Genomic DNA, 15,719 nt, shown 5'->3' with positions numbered 1-15,719 from the left:
GGGGCTTATCGAGTGAGAACAGTATGCAAGCCCGGTTGCATTAGATAAAGTGAATTCTCTTAATGAATAACCGTCAGGATTCACAAAGGAATAGAGATGCTCGACGTCCGGCGTTTGCGACTGTTGCGCGAACTGAAGATCCGGGGCACTTTGGCCGAAGTGGCCGAAGCGCTTCAGTACAGCCCGTCGTCAGTCTCGCAACAACTGGCCCTCCTTGAGAAGGAGGCCGGGGTGGAGCTCCTCCGCAAGACCGGGCGCCGGGTGCAGCTGACCCCGCAGGCCGAAGTCCTGGTGGCCCACACCTCCCAGCTCCTGGAGACCCTCGAGCAGGCGGAGGCGGACCTGGCCGCGTCGCTGACCACGGTCACCGGCACCGTGCGGATTGCGGTGTTCCAGTCTGCCGCGCTGGCGCTCATGCCGGACACCCTGACCAGAATGACCGCCAGCTACCCGGAAGTCCGGGTCGAAATGACCCAGCGGGAACCGGAGACGGCCCTGCACGAGACGTGGGCCCGCGACTTCGACCTCGTGATCGCCGAGCAGTACCCGGGCCACGCCGCCCCGCACTACGCCGAACTGGACCGCGTGGCCCTGACCCGCGACGCCATCCGGCTCGCCGTTCCGCCCCCCTCGCCCGACCGCGGTCCCATCAGGACGCTGGCCGATACCGCAGGGCTGGCCTGGGTGATGGAACCCCGCGGAGCGGCCTCCCGGCACTGGGCCGAGCAGGCCTGCCGGAGCGCCGGGTTTGAGCCCGACGTCCGCTTTGAAACCGCCGACCTGCAGGCCCAGATCCGGCTGATCGAATCCGGAAATGCGGTGGCCCTGATGCCCGACCTCGTGTGGACCGGCCGCGGCACCAGCGCGCAACTCCTGGACCTGCCCGGGGATCCGCACCGTACGGTGTTCACCTCGGTGCGGCGCTCGAGCGCCAGGCGGCCCGCACTGCTGGCGGCCCGGGAAATCCTGGCGGTGACGGCGGCATCCATCGTGCCGGCGGCGGCCGCGGGCGTCCTCGGTCCGGCCCCCGTGGACCGGCCCGCGTGACTTCCGGCATGTGGAACCGCGCGCGCAACGGCCCGCGGCATGTGCAGTGGGCCACAGCGCGGGCGGTGGCCCCGCGTTAGACTGATGTCGTTATGAATCGCACAATATTCAAATCCAAGATCCACCGCGCGACGGTCACGCACGCGGACCTGCACTATGTCGGATCCGTCACCGTGGACCTGGATCTGCTGGAGGCGGCCGACATCCTGCCCGGGGAGCTCGTGGCGATTGTCGATGTCACCAACGGCGCCCGGCTCGAGACGTACACGATTGCCGGCGAGCGCGGTTCCGGCGTGATCGGCATCAACGGCGCCGCCGCCCACCTGATGCATGAGAACGACATCGTCATCCTCATCACCTACGCCCAGATGACCACGGAAGAGGCCAAGGCGTACAACCCCAAGGTGGTCCACGTTGACCAGGACAACAAGATTGTCCAGATCGGCAACGACCCCGCCGAGGGCATGACACCCGGGCTCATGCGTCCGCCGCACTCGCTGAACAACGCCGCGCTCAACTAGCGGCAGCGCGCCGTCGGGCGTAATAGGACAGCCCGCGGAATAAAGCTGATTACTCTGGACGGGTGACCATCACCCGCCGCCCGCCCGCCCCGCTGCGGAGAACCGCGTGCTAGGGGTACTGGCAGGATTCTTTGTCGTCTGGGCCATCATCCTGGTCGGCATGTTCGTGGGCCGGCGCAATATCCTGGGCGAGAACGCCCGCCCCGTCCTGAGCGCCCTGACGTTTTTTGTGGCCAGCCCCGCCCTGCTGTTCGAGACCCTCAGCAAGGCGAAACTCCACGACGTCTTTGCCGCGCCGCTGCTCGTGACGGCAGTCGGGGCGGTGACCACGGCGGTCCTGTTCTTTGGCATTGTGCGCTTCGCGCTCAAGCGGTCCCTGCCGGAAGCCCTCATTTCCTCCATGAGCTCGTCGCTGGCCAACTCGGCCAACCTCGGCATTCCCATAGCCGTCTTCGTGCTCGGTGATGCCAGTTATGTGGCACCCCTACTGATCTTCCAGCTGGCTTTCTTCACCCCGTTGTTCCTCATGGCGTTGGACGCCACCACCAGCTCGCACCGCACTACGCCCCTGAGTTTCGTGCTCATGATCCTGCGCAACCCGATGATCGTGGGCACCGGACTCGGGCTCCTCGTGGCCGCAACCGGCTGGACGGTACCGCCGCTGATCCTGGAGCCCATCCACTTGATTGGCGGGGCCGCGATCCCGGCCATGCTGATCGCCTTCGGCATGAGCCTGAACGGTTCCAAGCCGCTGCAGGCGGCCGCCGGACGCCGGCTGGACGCCCTGCTGGCGAGCTTCTTCAAGCTCGTTGTCCACCCGCTGGTGGCCTACCTGTTTGCCCATTTTGTCCTCGGCATGCAGGAACAGGCGCTCTTTGCCGCCGTCGTCACGGCCGCCCTGCCCACCGCCCAAAACGTGTTTGTCGCGGCCAGCCGTTACCGCACCGGCGTAACGGTAGCCCGGGACACCGTGCTGATCACTACGGTGGTAGCTGTGCCCGCCATGATCGGCGTGGCCCTGCTGCTGGCCTGACCTCGCCGGGCAGCCGGGCCCGGCTGAACGGGATCGGCGGACCGGCACCAAACCCGGAGGAGGACCCTTGAAAACAACCCTGGACACTGTGGTCATCGGCGGCGGCGCGATGGGCTCGGCCGCCGCGTGGGCGCTGGCCCGGCGCGGCCGGGAGGTGACCCTGCTGGAGCAGTTCGGTCCCGGCCACCGCAACGGCGCCTCCCACGGCACAACCCGGAACTTCAACCCCGGCTACGCGGATCCGGACTACGTCGCCATGCTGGCAGAGGCGGCCGGGCTGTGGCGGGAGCTCGAAGCGGACGCCGGCGAGCGGCTGCTGGCGCGCACCGGCGTCGTAAACCACGGCCCCGATCCGCGGTTGCCCGAGATCCGGAACGCGCTGCTTGCCGCCGGGCTCCGGGCGGAGTTCCTCTCCGCCGGGGAAGCCTCCGGGCGCTGGCGGGGCATCCGTTTCGATACGCGCGTGCTGCACATGGCGGATGGCGGCCAGTTGAACCCGGACGCCGCACTGCCGGCGCTGCAGCGGCTCGCCGCCGGGCTCGGCGCCGAGATCCGCCATCATGTGAAGGTCCTCGAGTTGAATGTCCTCGACGACGGCGTCCGGCTCACGCTCGAGGCCGGCGGCCGCAGCGAGGTGCTCACCGCAAGGCAGGCAGTGGTCACCGCCGGCGGCTGGACCACGAAACTGCTCGCCGGGGTCGCGCCCCTGCCCCGGCTGACGGTCACGCAGGAACAACCCGCACACTTCGCCATCACCGATGAGGGCGCCCAGTGGCCGGGGTTCAACCACATGCCCGGCCACGGGGACGCGTACGCGTACTGGCGTTCGCCGGTCTACGGCATGCAAACACCGGGCGAGGGGATCAAGGCCGGATGGCACGGGGTGGGCCCGGTGGTGGACCCGGACCGGCGGAGCTTCGCGCCGGAGCCCGAGCAGCGGGCGGCCCTGCAGCGCTACGCCCGGGACTGGCTGCCCGGGGTCGACGCCGACTCCCTCACCGACATCAGCTGCACCTACACGACCACCGTTGATGAGAACTTTGTCCTGGACCGGATCGGGCCGGTTGTCATCGGCGCCGGCTTCTCCGGGCACGGCTTCAAGTTCACGCCGGTCGTGGGCAGGATCCTGGCCGACCTCGCGACCGGCGACGGCGGAGCGCCGGCTCTCTTCTCGGCCTCCCGCCCCGGGGTCCGCTGACTCCGTCGGAGAGCCAACGCGGGGTCACATAGCGCCCATGGTGGGGCCCGGCATGGGCGTGATGTGACCCCGCGTTGCTGTGTGGACCGGTAGGCTGGGGCCGGTCTTATGCGCCCGGATACCCGGCGCGCCAGCATGAGGTGGGGGAAAATTGCTCAGCACGCGATCAGGCAGCATCCAGTCCAGCGACATCCAGTCCAGCGGCGCCCAAGGAATGAGTGCCCGCAGCCCGAGGATCGGTGCGGTCGACTGGATCGCGCGTGGGGTGGCGGGCCTGTTGCTGGTGGCGACGTCAGCGTGCTCCGGCCCGGGTACTGTTCCCCCGGCCGCCGGAACCGGCGTCCTCCCCGTCGTCACGGCTACCCCCGCCACTGCGTCGGCCGGCACGGACAGCGCTCCGCTGGATCCGGACGCCACCCCCGGTGTCGAAGTTCCCCGTGCCGAAGTTCCCAGTGCCGAAGCTTCAGGCATCGAAGTTGCCGGCGCCGATGTTGCGGCCGCCGCGCCCCGGCAGCCGGCATTGGCGGGCAAGGCCCTCGCGGTACTGGCCACGCTGCCCGTCAAGGGCCGCGCCCCCAAGACGGGCTATTCCCGCGACCAGTTCGGGCCGGCCTGGTCCGACGTTGATCACAACGGCTGCGATACCCGCAACGACGTGCTCCGCCGCGACCTTACTTCTGTCGCGCTCCGGCCCGGGACGCGGGACTGCGTGGTGCTCTCCGGCGTCCTGGCCGACCCCTACACGGCCGTCGCCATCCACTTCCTGCGCGGCAATGCCACCAGCACCGCCGTCCAGATCGACCACGTCGTGGCCCTCAGCGACGCCTGGCAGAAGGGCGCGCAACAGCTCAGCCCGGCACGGCGGCTGGCCTTCGCCAACGATCCCCTGAACCTGCTGGCGGTGGACGGCCCGGCCAACCAGAGCAAGAGCGACGGCGACGCCGCCACCTGGCTGCCGCCGAACAAGTCCTACCGCTGCAACTACGTCGCCCGCCAGATTTCGGTGAAATCCAGCTATGGGCTCTGGGTGACCCAGGCCGAGCACGACGCCATGGCCCGGGTCCTGTCGAACTGCCCGAACGCCCTGGCCCCCGCCACCCAGCCGGCAGCCGCTCCGGCCCAAGCAGCACCCGCGCCAGCGCCTGCGCCAGCACCCGCGCCCGCACCGGCACCGGCACCGGCGGCCGGCGTGGCGTACGCGAACTGTGCCGCGGTCCGTGCGGCCGGCGCGGCGCCCATCCGCGTCGGCCAGCCGGGGTACAGCCGCAGGCTGGACCGGGACGGGGACGGCGTCGGCTGCGAATAGCGGCGGCCGGCCCGTCCCCGGGTCGGGTGGTCAGTTCTTCTGGTGCTCGTGCAGGAGCCGGGCGCAGCGGATGAAGCCCAGGTGCGAATACGCCTGGGGATGGTTGCCCAGGTGGGTTTCCGTGCCGGGGTCGTATTCCTCGGGCAGCAGCCCCGTGGGACCGAACAGGTTCACCAGCTGGTCAAAGAGGTCCCAGGCCTCCTCGATCCGGCCCACGGCGATGTAGGCCTCGATCAGCCAGGTGGTGCAGATGTGGAAGCCGCCCTCCAGGCCCGGCAGTCCGTCGTCGTACCTGTAGCGGAAAACGGTGGGCCCCACCCGCAGTTCCCGCTCCACCGCCGTGACGGTGGCCAGGAACCGGGGGTCGTTGACGTCCAGCAGGCCGGAGAGACCGATGTGCAGCACGGCTGCGTCCAGGTCCGGGCTGTCGTACGCCACGGTGTAGGAGGACGCCGACTCGTCCCAGCCCTCGCGCAGGACTTCCTCCCGGATCTTCGCCGCCGTGGGCTCCCAGGCCGGCAGCGGTTCCCGGCCATGCCGGACGGCCGTGCGCAGCGCCCGGTCGAGCGCCACCCAGCACATCACCTTCGTGTAGACATGGTGCCGCGGCGCCCGCCTGGCCTCCCAGATGCCATGGTCGGCCTCGTGCCAGCGGGCCAGCACGGCGGCGGCCATCTGGACCAGCAGGTCCCAGTGCTGGTCGGAGAGCATGCCCTGGCGGGCGCTGAGGGCGTGGATCAGCTCAGCGATCGGGCCGAACACGTCCAGCTGCACCTGGTGGTCGGCAGCGTTCCCGATCCGCACCGGGCGGGATCCCGCGTAGCCGGGCAGGCTCTCGATGATGGCCTCGGTGGACAGCGGCGCCCCGGTCACGGAGTAGAGCGGATGGAGCCACTCCGGACCCGGGGCGTGGGCCAGGATCCGGCCCAGCCACGCCAGGAATCCCTCGGCCTCGGCCGTGGAGCCCAGGTCCACGAGCGCGTTGACGGTCATGGACCCGTCCCGCAGCCAGCAGTACCGGTAGTCCCAGTTGCGGGTGCCGCCGATTCCCTCCGGCAGTGAGGTGGTGGGCGCGGCCAGCACAGCGCCGGTGGGTTCATGGACCAGCGCCCGGAGCACCAGCGCGGACCGACGGACCAGCGACGGCTTCACGCCGGGCAGTTGCAGCTCGTTGACCCAGCGCCGGGAGTGATGGGCGACGGCGGCGCGGCGCCCGGTCTCATCGTCCGGCATCGCGGGCTGAGGTTCCGTGTCGCCGCAGCGCAGGTTGAGGACCACCGGTCCGTCCCGCAGATCGACGTCGCCCGTGGCCGTGGCGTGCCGGCCGTCGGAGGTGATGGCAAAGGCCACGCCGGGAGCCCGGAGAATGATCGGATCCGCGGTTCCCACGACGTGCAGTTCAGTTCCTCGCGCCTCCATGCTGAACGGGGCATTCGCGTAGTCCGGCCGCGGGGCGAAGACGACCCGGGCCGTGCCGGTGCCGGACAGCACCCGGACCAGGCTGGTGATGCCGTCCGGGGCCGGCTCCAGGTAGTCCGTCACGGTGACGTCGGCCCAGCGGGTTTCGACGATCATGGTGCTGTCCACGTAGCGCTGGCCCAGGACCTGCGAGGCCTTCGCCGGTTCCACGGAGAAGTGCCCCGCCGCATCGCCGCCGAGCAGATGGGCAAACAGCGACCCGCTGTCCGGCAGCGGGTGGCTCATCCAGCAGATCTTCGCGTCCGGGGTGATCAGGGCGGTGGACGAGCCGTTGCCGATCATGGAGTGCCGCTCCAGCCCCACGGCATCCTCGCCGAACAGCCACGCCCGCCGCAGTTCGAACAGGATCGCCAGGACGCGGGCGAACGACTCCGGGTCCCGGAGCGTGTGGGCTGCCACGGTGGGCCCCTCCCCCACGCGCAGCGCCATGTCCGGCCCGCGCAGCGTCGCCATGGCCAGCTCATCGCTGGAGGCGTCGCCTGCGTAGAGGGCGGCACTCACGCCTAGCATGGAGCGCAGGTGCTCCAGCGCGGAGGCCTTGGACGGTTCCACCACGGAGAGATCCAGCACCGAGCCGTCCACGACGAAATGCAGCCCGTGCGCCCGGGCGATCTCCTCCGCCTTCGAGGTGGCCAGTGCGACGATGTCCGGGCCGGCCGGGCGGGTGTGCACCGATACGGCGACCGGCTTGCGCTCAATGCTGATGCCCCGGTAGGCGCCAACGGTTTCGGCGAGTGCCTGGCTGGCCTGCTGCAGCACTGATTCGGTGGCGAGGGACAGCCCGTGGGCGTAGCCCATGTCGAACTCCGCGCCGTGCGAGCCGACCAGGTGTACCTCCGCGGGGAGCCGTGAGACGGCGGCCAGATCCCGCAGCGACCGCCCGGAGATGACAGCCGCGTTCGTGTTCGGGAGGGCTGCCAGGGCCCTCAACGCGATCGCCGCGCTGCCCAGCGGCAGGGTCTCGGTGGAAATGCCTTCTGCCGCGCACAGCGTGCCGCCGTAGTTGCAGGCCACGAGCAGCCCAGGAGTGCGGGCCAGGATCTTGAGCTCAGCCAGCAGTTGCGGCGTGAGCCCGTCGTCGGCCGCGTTGGTCTGCACGAAAGCGCGGAGCAGGCCCAGCGGGAGGGATTTGGTGAGAAGCGCAGAGTCGGCCAGGGCCTGGTTGAGCGGTGTGGGCATCGGCGCGGTCCTTCGAGTAGTCCCCAATGCCTGCTTGCGAATCGTCCCCGGGAGGACGCACTTCAAGTATGACCCCGGGACGATTTCGCACGGGTGTCCCGGCAGTTGCGACTGTGTAACATCCGCCGGGCCGCCCGGACACCCTGGCACCAGTGCTGGTTCCTTGCTGCGCCGCCGGGCCGTTGCGTTTCAGCAGCCGGCTGGCCTGTATTCGTAGGTCCCCGCATCGGCCGCGCCGCCGCCCTGGCAGTCGCCCTTCTGGTTGGCCGGCCGCCCGTCCAGATCCAGGGGGAAGGGGCTGACCCCGGCCCGGTCAATGGCCGGGCTCGCGCCGGAGAGGTGGAGATCGGCGGGTGCGTTGACAAAGTCGGCCGGCTCGGTAGTGGAGGTGGCATTGGGACTGATGTTCGTGGGCCCGTTGAGGACGTTTTCCCGCTCGGTCCAGCCGGCGCCGTCCATCCACAGCGCGTTGCGGGCGGCCACCAGGATGTTTCCCCTGACGACGGTGGAGGCCGGGCACGACGCGTGGCAGACCAGAGCCTGGGAGTCCGCGCCGTCCAGCCACACGGTGTTGTATTCGAACGTGGTGCCGTTGGTCGGGCCGAAGGAGGACGTCCTGCCGCGCGCGATCAGCCCCATGGCCTGGGAGCAGTTGGGGCCGCAGGTGGACCGGACCAGGTTGTAGCTGTACGTGTTGCCGTCGGCAGTTCCGCCCTTGCCGCGCCCCAGTTCGGAGAAGACGTTGTTATCCACGGCCACGTTGTGGTGGATCCTGTTCCGGTTGCCGTTGAAAATTTCGAACGCGCTGCCGTCGTGGCCAAAGTCGTAGGACAATGCGGTGGAGCCGGTGACGGTATTGCCGGCGAACTCGTTGTCGCTGCCGTTGATCAGGAAGCCAAAGGCGCCCGAGTCGTCATCGCACTTCAGGGCCGTGGCGGTGCCGCACAGCTCCCCCGGCGTATTGACGTTCATGATGTTGTTGTCGGCAAGAGTGTTGTTGGTATAGGTGCCGAAGTCGGAGCCCTCGCTCACTTTGATGCCCGCGGCATTGTTCCTGGCGGCGGAGTTCCGCACGGTGCCGTGGTCGCCGTAGATACTGAAGCCCGCATAGCCGCACGACTCCGCCCGCAGGCCGTCAACGGCGATGTAGTCACCGTCGAGCTTGACGCACGTTCCTGCCAGTCCGCCCGTAACAGCGGGCGGATCGCCGCTTCCATAGGCATTCAGCGTGACCTTGAGCCGGCTGGTGCCGCTCTGGCCGACAACAAGGCCGCCGGAGAAGATGTCTCCGCGGCGAAAGCTGACCGAGTCCCCGGGCCGAAGCGCAGTGGCATTGACCTTGTCGAGCGTCGCCCAGGCTGATTGCGGCGACGTCCCGTCGTTGGCGTCACTGCCGTCGGCGCTCACGTAATACGTGGCGCCCTCGGACGACGCCGGCGCGGACGCGGACGGGCCGCCGAGCAATCCTCCCAGGAACAGCAGGACGAGCAGCGTGGCGGCGGCTGTGGACTTGATCTTCATGGGTGCACCTGGGTTTTCGCCATGTATCCGCGGTTCCGGGCGCCACCGCCAACCGGCGGACCACATCGGCACCCTGAGGGGCTTAACGCTAAGAGCGGTCCCGCCCTAAGTCAACGGACGAGTCCGGCCATGCGCATCAAAATGTTCTTTTTTGCTACTTGACGTTCCTTATTGTGCGATTATGATAGCTAATGATGTGAGCTGCTTCACTCCACCCGCGTTACTTCAAAGGAGAAATTATGACCATGCATGAAGACGCACTGCTCCGGGCCTCCAGCCGAGGCGGGTGGGACCGGAGGACGCTGCTGAAGACCTTCGGCGCCGGAGCGGTCGCGATGGCCGGCATTCCCCTGCTCTCGGCCTGCACGGGCGGCAGCGCACCTGCCAGCGGCGGCGCCAAGACGGCCACGTTCGGTTCCGGGTCCTCCGACGAGGTCCCCAAGGCTGCCTACAAGGCGGTGACCGACGCTTTCCAGAAGAAGTCCGGCATCGCGGTCACCACCAACGTGGTGGCGCACAACGACTTCCAGAACAAGATCAACACCTACCTCCAGGGCAGCCCCGACGATTCTTTCACCTGGTTCGCCGGGTACCGCATGCAGTACTACGCCGGCAAGGGGCTGCTCGCCCCGATCGATGACGTCTGGGAAAAGGTCGGCGGAAACTACTCCGATGCCCTGAAAAAGGCCTCGACCGGAGCCGACGGCAAGATGTACCTGATCCCGAACTACAACTACCCCTGGGGCTTCTTCTACCGCAAGAGCCTCTGGACGGAAAAGGGGTACACCGTCCCCACGACGTTCGATGAGCTGAAGACCCTCGCCACCAAGATGAAGGCCGACGGCCTGATCCCGATTGAATTCGCGGACAAGGACGGCTGGCCCGCCATGGGCACGTTCGACTACCTGAACATGCGCCTGAACGGCTACCAGTTCCACATGGACCTCACCGCGCACCGGGAAAGCTGGGACCAGAAGAAGGTCAGCGACGTCTTCGACACCTGGAAGGCCCTGCTCCCGTTCCAGAACCCGAACGCCCTGGGCATGACCTGGCAGGACTCGGCGAAGTCCCTCGCGGACAAGAAATCCGGCATGTACCTGCTCGGCTCCTTCCTCACCCAGCAGTTCACGGACAAGGCAATCGCCGACGACATCGACTTCTTCCCGTTCCCCGAGGTCGCGGTGGAAGGCCGGGACGCCATCGAGGCACCCATCGACGGCCTGCTGCTCTCCAAGAAGGGCGGCCAGAACCAGGCCGCCCGGGACTTCCTGGCCTACGTCGGCACCCCGGAAGGACAGGATGTGTACGCCTCGGTCGACTCGTCCAACATCGCCACCGCCAAGGGCGCCGATACCTCCAAGTTCACTCCGCTGAACAAGAAGCTGGCCGAGGCCATCAGCGGCGCCAAGAACATCAGCCAGTTCTTCGACCGCGATGCCCTGCCCGCCATGGCCAACAACGTGATGATCCCGGCGCTCCACCGCGCGGGTGACCGCGCGGTCAGCACGGCTCTTTCCTCTGCATTTCGCTCTGAATTTCACAAGGCAAGGAATCTCCATGAGTGTCTCTACCAACCCGTCGGCGCGGGGGCGCAAAGCAGCCGCAGCCCCCGCGCGGCGGGTTCGGCGGCTGTCCGGCCGCGACAAAGTGGTGCTCGGCTTGATGGTGGGCATCCCCACGCTGATCCAGCTCGTACTGGTCTGGATCCCCACCCTCATGTCGGTCGGACTGTCCTTCACCCGCTGGAACGGGCTGGAGCTGACCGACATCAAGCCCGCCGGCGTCGAGAACTACCAGTTCATCGCCCAGGATTACCCGCCGTTTTGGCCGGCCATGCAGCACAACGTGCTGTGGCTGGCGTTCCTGGCACTCGTCGCCACCCCGCTGGGGCTGCTCCTGGCCGTGCTCCTGGACCAGAACATCCGCGGCACGCGGATCTACCAGAGCATCTTCTTCGCCCCGGTGATGCTCTCCCTGGCCCTGATCGGGATCATCTGGCAGCTGTTCTACAACCGGGACAGCGGCCTCCTGAACTTCCTGCTTGGCACCGCCGGCACGCCCCAGGCCGTCGACTGGTTCGGGGATTCCAGCGTCAACATCTGGGCAGCCCTCTTCGCCGCCACCTGGCGGCACGCCGGCTACGTCATGATCCTGTACCTGGCCGGGCTCAAGGGCGTGGATCCGACCCTGCGCGAGGCGGCCCAGATCGACGGCGCCAACGCGGTCCAGACCTTCTTCCAGGTGGTCTTCCCGGCCATGCGCCCGGTGAACGTCATCATCATCGTCATCACCGTCATCGAATCCCTCCGGGCGTTCGACATCGTCTACGTGATCAACCGCGGCACCAACGGGCTGGAACTGATCAGCGCCCTGGTCATACAGAACCTGGTGGGCGAAGGGCAGGTGATCGGCATCGGCTCGGCGTTGGCCGTCATCCTGCTCGTCATCTCGCTGATCCCCATCACGTTTTACCTCTCCCGCGCATTCGGAAAGGACAAAGAGGCATGAGCATCGCCCATCCAACCGATGCCGCCGCGGCCGGCAGCCCGGCAGACGCCCGGCAGCGCAGCTCCGGCCCAGGCAGGACCGGCCCCCGCCCCGGCAGGCCGGCCAACAACAAGCAGGGCAAGAAGCACTACGGCACCCACGTCTTCCTCATCGTCATGGCGGCGATCTGGCTCGTACCCCTGGCCTGGGCCATTTTCACTGCCCTGCGGCCCAAAGCCGACACCGACAAATACGGCTACTTCAGCACCGGCGGCGCCTTCAACTTCGACAACTTCGCCCAGGCCTGGACACAGGGCGGCTTTTCCCAGCTGTTCTGGAACTCCGTGCTCATCACGGTCCCCTCGGTGTTCCTGATCCTCTTCTTCGCCTCCATGATGGCGTTCGCCGTGAGCCGGGTGAGCTGGAAGTTCAACATCACCCTGCTGATCATGTTCACCGCCGGAAACCTGCTGCCGCCGCAGGTGCTCGCGGCGCCGCTCTTTGAAATGTTCAAGCACTTCGAGCTTCCCTACGCCGTCAGCGATTCCGGGAACCTGCTCAACACCTACATCAGCGTGATCGCCGTGGACACCGCCTTCCAGATCGGCTTCGTGACGTTCGTCCTCTCGAACTACATGAAGGCCCTGTCCCCCGAGCTGACCGAGGCGGCCCTGGTTGACGGTGCCGGCGTCTGGCGCCAGTACTGGGACATCATCCTGCCGCTGTGCCGCCCGGCCCTGGCCGCCATGGGCACGCTCGAGGTGATCTTCATTTACAACGACTTCTTCTGGCCCCTGCTCTTCATCCAAAGCGGAGACCGGCTCCCGGTCACCACCGCGATCAACAACCTCCAGGGCCAGTTCCTCTCCAACTACAACCTGATCGCCGCCGGCGCCATGATCACGGCCGTTCCGGCCCTGATCATCTACCTGCTCCTGCAGCGCCACTTCGTGGCGGGCCTGACCCTCGGCTCCAGCAAAGGATAAACGTGGACAACAGCTCCAACCACAACAACGCCATGGACTACATCACCGCCCGCCTCGGCTCCGAAGGCTCCCCGATGCTGGCATTCGGCGGAGACTACAACCCGGAGCAGTGGCCCGAGGAGACCTGGGACGAGGACGTCCGGCTGATGCGCGAGGCCGGCGTCAACCTGGTCAGCGTGGGCATCTTCAGCTGGTCCCTGCTTGAGCCGTCCGAGGGCGTCTACGAGTTCGGCTGGCTGGACCGGGTCCTGGACCTGCTGCACGCCAACGGCATCCGGGTGGACCTGGCGAACGCCACGGCGTCGCCGCCGCCCTGGTTCAGCCACAAGTACCCCGACTCCCTGCCCGTGACAGCCGACGGCGTGCGGCACAGCTACGGTTCCCGGCAGGCCTTCGCGGCGTCGAGTGCCGAATACCGCCGGGCCGCCGCGGCCCTGACCGAGCAGATCGCCACCCGGTACAAGGACCACCCCGCCATCGTGATGTGGCATGTCCACAACGAGTACGGCTGCCACAACCAGCCTGATTTCTCGGACGGTGCCGCCGCGGGTTTCCGGCGCTGGCTCGAACGCCGGTACGGCAGCCTGGAGGCCCTCAATGCCGCGTGGGGCACCGCCTTCTGGTCCCAGCGCTACTCGGCCTGGGAGCAGATCCTGCCGCCGCGCACCTCCGGGACCTGGGTGAACCCGACCCAGCAGCTGGACTTCGCCCGCTACTCCTCCGATGAGCTGCTCGAATGCTACAAGGCCGAGGCCGCGATCATCCGCACGCACTCGGGACATCCCGTGACCACCAACTTCATGGGGTTCAACATGGGCCTGCACCAGCCCGTGGACTACTGGCGCTGGTCCGAGGAGATGGATGTGGTCTCCAACGACCACTACCTGATTGCCGAGGATCCGCGGAACTTCCAGGAACTGGCGGCAACCGCAGACCTCACCCGCGGCTGGGCCAAGGGCAAGCCGTGGCTGCTCATGGAGCATTCGACCTCTGCCGTGAACTGGCAGCCGCGCAACATCGCCAAAGCGCCCGGCGAGATGCTGCGCAACTCCCTGCAGCATGTTGCCCGCGGCGCCGACGGTGCGCTCTTCTTCCAGTGGCGGGCCTCGCGGGCCGGCGCCGAAAAGTTCCATTCCGGACTGCTGCCGCACGCCGGCACGGACACGAAGGTTTGGCGCGAAGTGGTCCAGCTCGGCCAGGCGCTGCGCAGCCTGGCCGAAGTCAGCGGCTCGGTGGTTACGGGCGCGTCCGGCCGGGTGGACGTCGCGATCCTCCACGACACTGACGCCCGCTGGGCCTCGGAACTGGACTCGCACCCGAGCGTGGACGCCTCCAACATCGCCGAAACCCGGCGCTGGCACGATGCCTTCTACCGCGCCGGCATCCCCACCGACTTCCGCCAGGGCACCGATGACCTATCCGGCTACCGGCTCGTCGTCGCGCCGATGCAGTACCTCGTGAGCGATGCCGAGGCCGCGAATCTGGACGCGTACGTGCGCTCCGGCGGCCACCTCGTGGTGACCTATTTCTCCGGTATCGTGGACGAAAATGACCACATCAGGCTTGGCAGCTACCCCGGCGCGTTCAGCGGACTGCTGGGCGTGAAGATGGAAGAGTTTTTCCCGCTGCGCGGCGGCGAAAGCATCCGGCTCAGCAGCTTCGGGGCGGGTAGCTGCTGGAACGAATTGGGGCATGCCACCACCGCCGAGGTCCTCGCGGCCGTGGAAGAGGGACCGGCCGCCGGTTCTCCCGCCGTGACCCGTAACCGTGCCGGAAGCGGCCGCTCCTACTATGTCGCCACGTCACTCGCGCCGGAGGGCCTGGGCGAATTGCTCGCCGTCGTCTGCGCCGATGCCAGGGTGCAGCCGCTCGTCCCGGACCTGCCGGCCGACGTCGAAGTGGTCCGGCGCAGCAAGGACGGGACGGACTGGACGTTCTGCATCAACCACGGCACCCACGACGTCCGGCTGCCGCTGGAAGGCGTGGACCTGCTCACCGGCGCCGAACTCGACGGCGGACTCGGCCTCGCGGCCGGCGGTGCCGCCGTCGTCCGTTCGGCTGCCGCCCGATTGGTCGGCACCTCCGCCAGCCACTCAAACCAGTCAAGCCACTCAAACCTGTAAGGACTCCACATGCTAGCCGCAGCCCGCCATTCCGCCATCCTCGCGGAGGTCCAGCGTGAGCGGATCGTCCGTGTCGCGGACCTCGCCAAGATGCTCGGCGTCTCGCTGATGACCGTGCGGCGGGACATCGAGGCCCTCGACGCGGCAGGCGCCGTGGAGAAGATCCACGGCGGGGCCAAGTTGCCCGGCGGCGCCGGCACCCACGAGCCAGGCTTCGAGCTGAAGGTGACCCAGCTCAAGGACGAGAAGATGGCGATTGCGCAGGAGGCGGCCGCGCAGGTGCGCGAGGGCATGGCGGTGGGGCTCAGCGCCGGCACCACCACGTGGGCGCTGGCCCAGCTGCTGTCCGCCGGCCCTCGGATCACGGTGGTCACCAACTCGGTGCGGATCGCGGACGTCTTCCACCAGAGCGCCTCCCCGTCCACCGTGATCCTGACCGGCGGCGAGCGCACACCCTCGGACGCCCTCGTCGGCCCGCTGGCCACTTCCTCGCTCAAACAGCTGCACCTGGACGTATTGTTCCTCGGCGTCCACGGTGTCGACGCCGACGCAGGGTTCACCACCCCCAACGTGCTCGAGGCCGAAACCGACCGGGCCTTCGTCACCGCGGCCCGGCGGGTGGTGGTGCTGGCGGACCACACCAAGTGGGGCACCCTCGGCATCAGCACGATCGCAGGCCTGGAGGACGCTGACGAACTCATCAGCGATGACCTTCTGGGCAGCGAGGCCCGGCGCATCCTCGGCGAGCGCGTCGGCCGGCTCCGCCTGGCCCATACCGGCGACGCCCGGAGCATCAGCGCAGCCAGCCCCGCAGCAGCCACAGGCTGACCGCTCGGCCC

Annotated in this window: 12 protein-coding genes; 9 read left to right on the top strand and 3 right to left on the bottom strand. The window is 68.0% G+C overall.

Annotated features, from left to right (window positions below):
• Positions 1–96: 96 nt before the first annotated feature.
• The 5 genes from AC1DBX_RS08590 to AC1DBX_RS08570 all read left to right on the top strand — a co-directional run bounded on the left by AC1DBX_RS08590 (position 97) and on the right by AC1DBX_RS08570 (position 5,105).
• Positions 97–1,047 (top strand): LysR family transcriptional regulator, encoded by a 951-nt coding sequence (locus AC1DBX_RS08590; protein WP_476857298.1) that lies wholly within the window; start codon positions 97–99, stop codon positions 1,045–1,047.
• Between the two features lie 92 nt (positions 1,048–1,139).
• The gene (gene panD, locus AC1DBX_RS08585; RefSeq protein ID WP_028275366.1) at positions 1,140–1,568 is read left to right on the top strand and encodes an aspartate 1-decarboxylase; all 429 of its coding nucleotides are present in this window, start codon (positions 1,140–1,142) and stop codon (positions 1,566–1,568) included.
• Between the two features lie 106 nt (positions 1,569–1,674).
• On the top strand, positions 1,675–2,601 hold the full coding sequence (locus AC1DBX_RS08580; protein ID WP_018774009.1) for an AEC family transporter: 927 nt from the start codon (positions 1,675–1,677) through the stop codon (positions 2,599–2,601).
• A gap of 67 nt (positions 2,602–2,668) precedes the next feature.
• A complete protein-coding gene (locus AC1DBX_RS08575) occupies positions 2,669–3,799 on the top strand; it encodes an FAD-dependent oxidoreductase (RefSeq protein WP_476931541.1) in 1,131 nt (376 codons plus the stop codon).
• Positions 3,800–3,950: 151 nt separating this feature from the next.
• Positions 3,951–5,105, top strand: coding sequence for a GmrSD restriction endonuclease domain-containing protein (locus AC1DBX_RS08570; RefSeq protein WP_476931540.1), 1,155 nt, complete (start codon positions 3,951–3,953; stop codon positions 5,103–5,105).
• A gap of 30 nt (positions 5,106–5,135) precedes the next feature.
• Here AC1DBX_RS08570 and AC1DBX_RS08565 read toward each other — a convergent pair whose 3' ends face one another.
• The 3 genes from AC1DBX_RS08565 to AC1DBX_RS08555 form a co-directional block, all read right to left on the bottom strand.
• Complete coding sequence (locus tag AC1DBX_RS08565) at positions 5,136–7,763, bottom strand: trehalase-like domain-containing protein (protein WP_476931539.1); 2,628 nt, start codon at positions 7,761–7,763, stop codon at positions 5,136–5,138.
• Between the two features lie 189 nt (positions 7,764–7,952).
• Positions 7,953–9,284 (bottom strand): hypothetical protein, encoded by a 1,332-nt coding sequence (locus AC1DBX_RS08560; protein ID WP_476931538.1) that lies wholly within the window; start codon positions 9,282–9,284, stop codon positions 7,953–7,955.
• Positions 9,285–9,490: 206 nt separating this feature from the next.
• Positions 9,491–10,825, bottom strand: a complete 1,335-nt coding sequence (locus AC1DBX_RS08555) for a hypothetical protein (RefSeq protein WP_476931537.1) — start codon at positions 10,823–10,825, stop codon at positions 9,491–9,493.
• A gap of 16 nt (positions 10,826–10,841) precedes the next feature.
• Here AC1DBX_RS08555 and AC1DBX_RS08550 point away from each other — a divergent pair, with 16 nt between their 5' ends.
• From AC1DBX_RS08550 to AC1DBX_RS08535, 4 genes are read left to right on the top strand one after another with little or no spacing between them, the layout of a single operon-like run.
• On the top strand, positions 10,842–11,792 hold the full coding sequence (locus tag AC1DBX_RS08550; protein ID WP_028278192.1) for a carbohydrate ABC transporter permease: 951 nt from the start codon (positions 10,842–10,844) through the stop codon (positions 11,790–11,792).
• Positions 11,789–12,757: a carbohydrate ABC transporter permease gene (locus AC1DBX_RS08545; RefSeq protein WP_243180492.1), complete on the top strand. Its 969-nt coding sequence runs from the start codon at positions 11,789–11,791 to the stop codon at positions 12,755–12,757. Before AC1DBX_RS08550 ends, AC1DBX_RS08545 begins: the two co-directional genes overlap by 4 nt.
• A 2-nt stretch (positions 12,758–12,759) precedes the next feature.
• Positions 12,760–14,880: a beta-galactosidase gene (locus AC1DBX_RS08540; RefSeq protein ID WP_476931536.1), complete on the top strand. Its 2,121-nt coding sequence runs from the start codon at positions 12,760–12,762 to the stop codon at positions 14,878–14,880.
• A gap of 9 nt (positions 14,881–14,889) precedes the next feature.
• Positions 14,890–15,708: a DeoR/GlpR family DNA-binding transcription regulator gene (locus tag AC1DBX_RS08535; protein ID WP_079550600.1), complete on the top strand. Its 819-nt coding sequence runs from the start codon at positions 14,890–14,892 to the stop codon at positions 15,706–15,708.
• The last annotated feature ends 11 nt before the right edge of the window (positions 15,709–15,719 follow it).

The organism is Arthrobacter sp. 10N44_2 (genome assembly GCF_056394385.1).
Note: the sequence above shows the minus strand (reverse complement) of the source record. Positions and strands in the feature narration are given on the sequence as shown.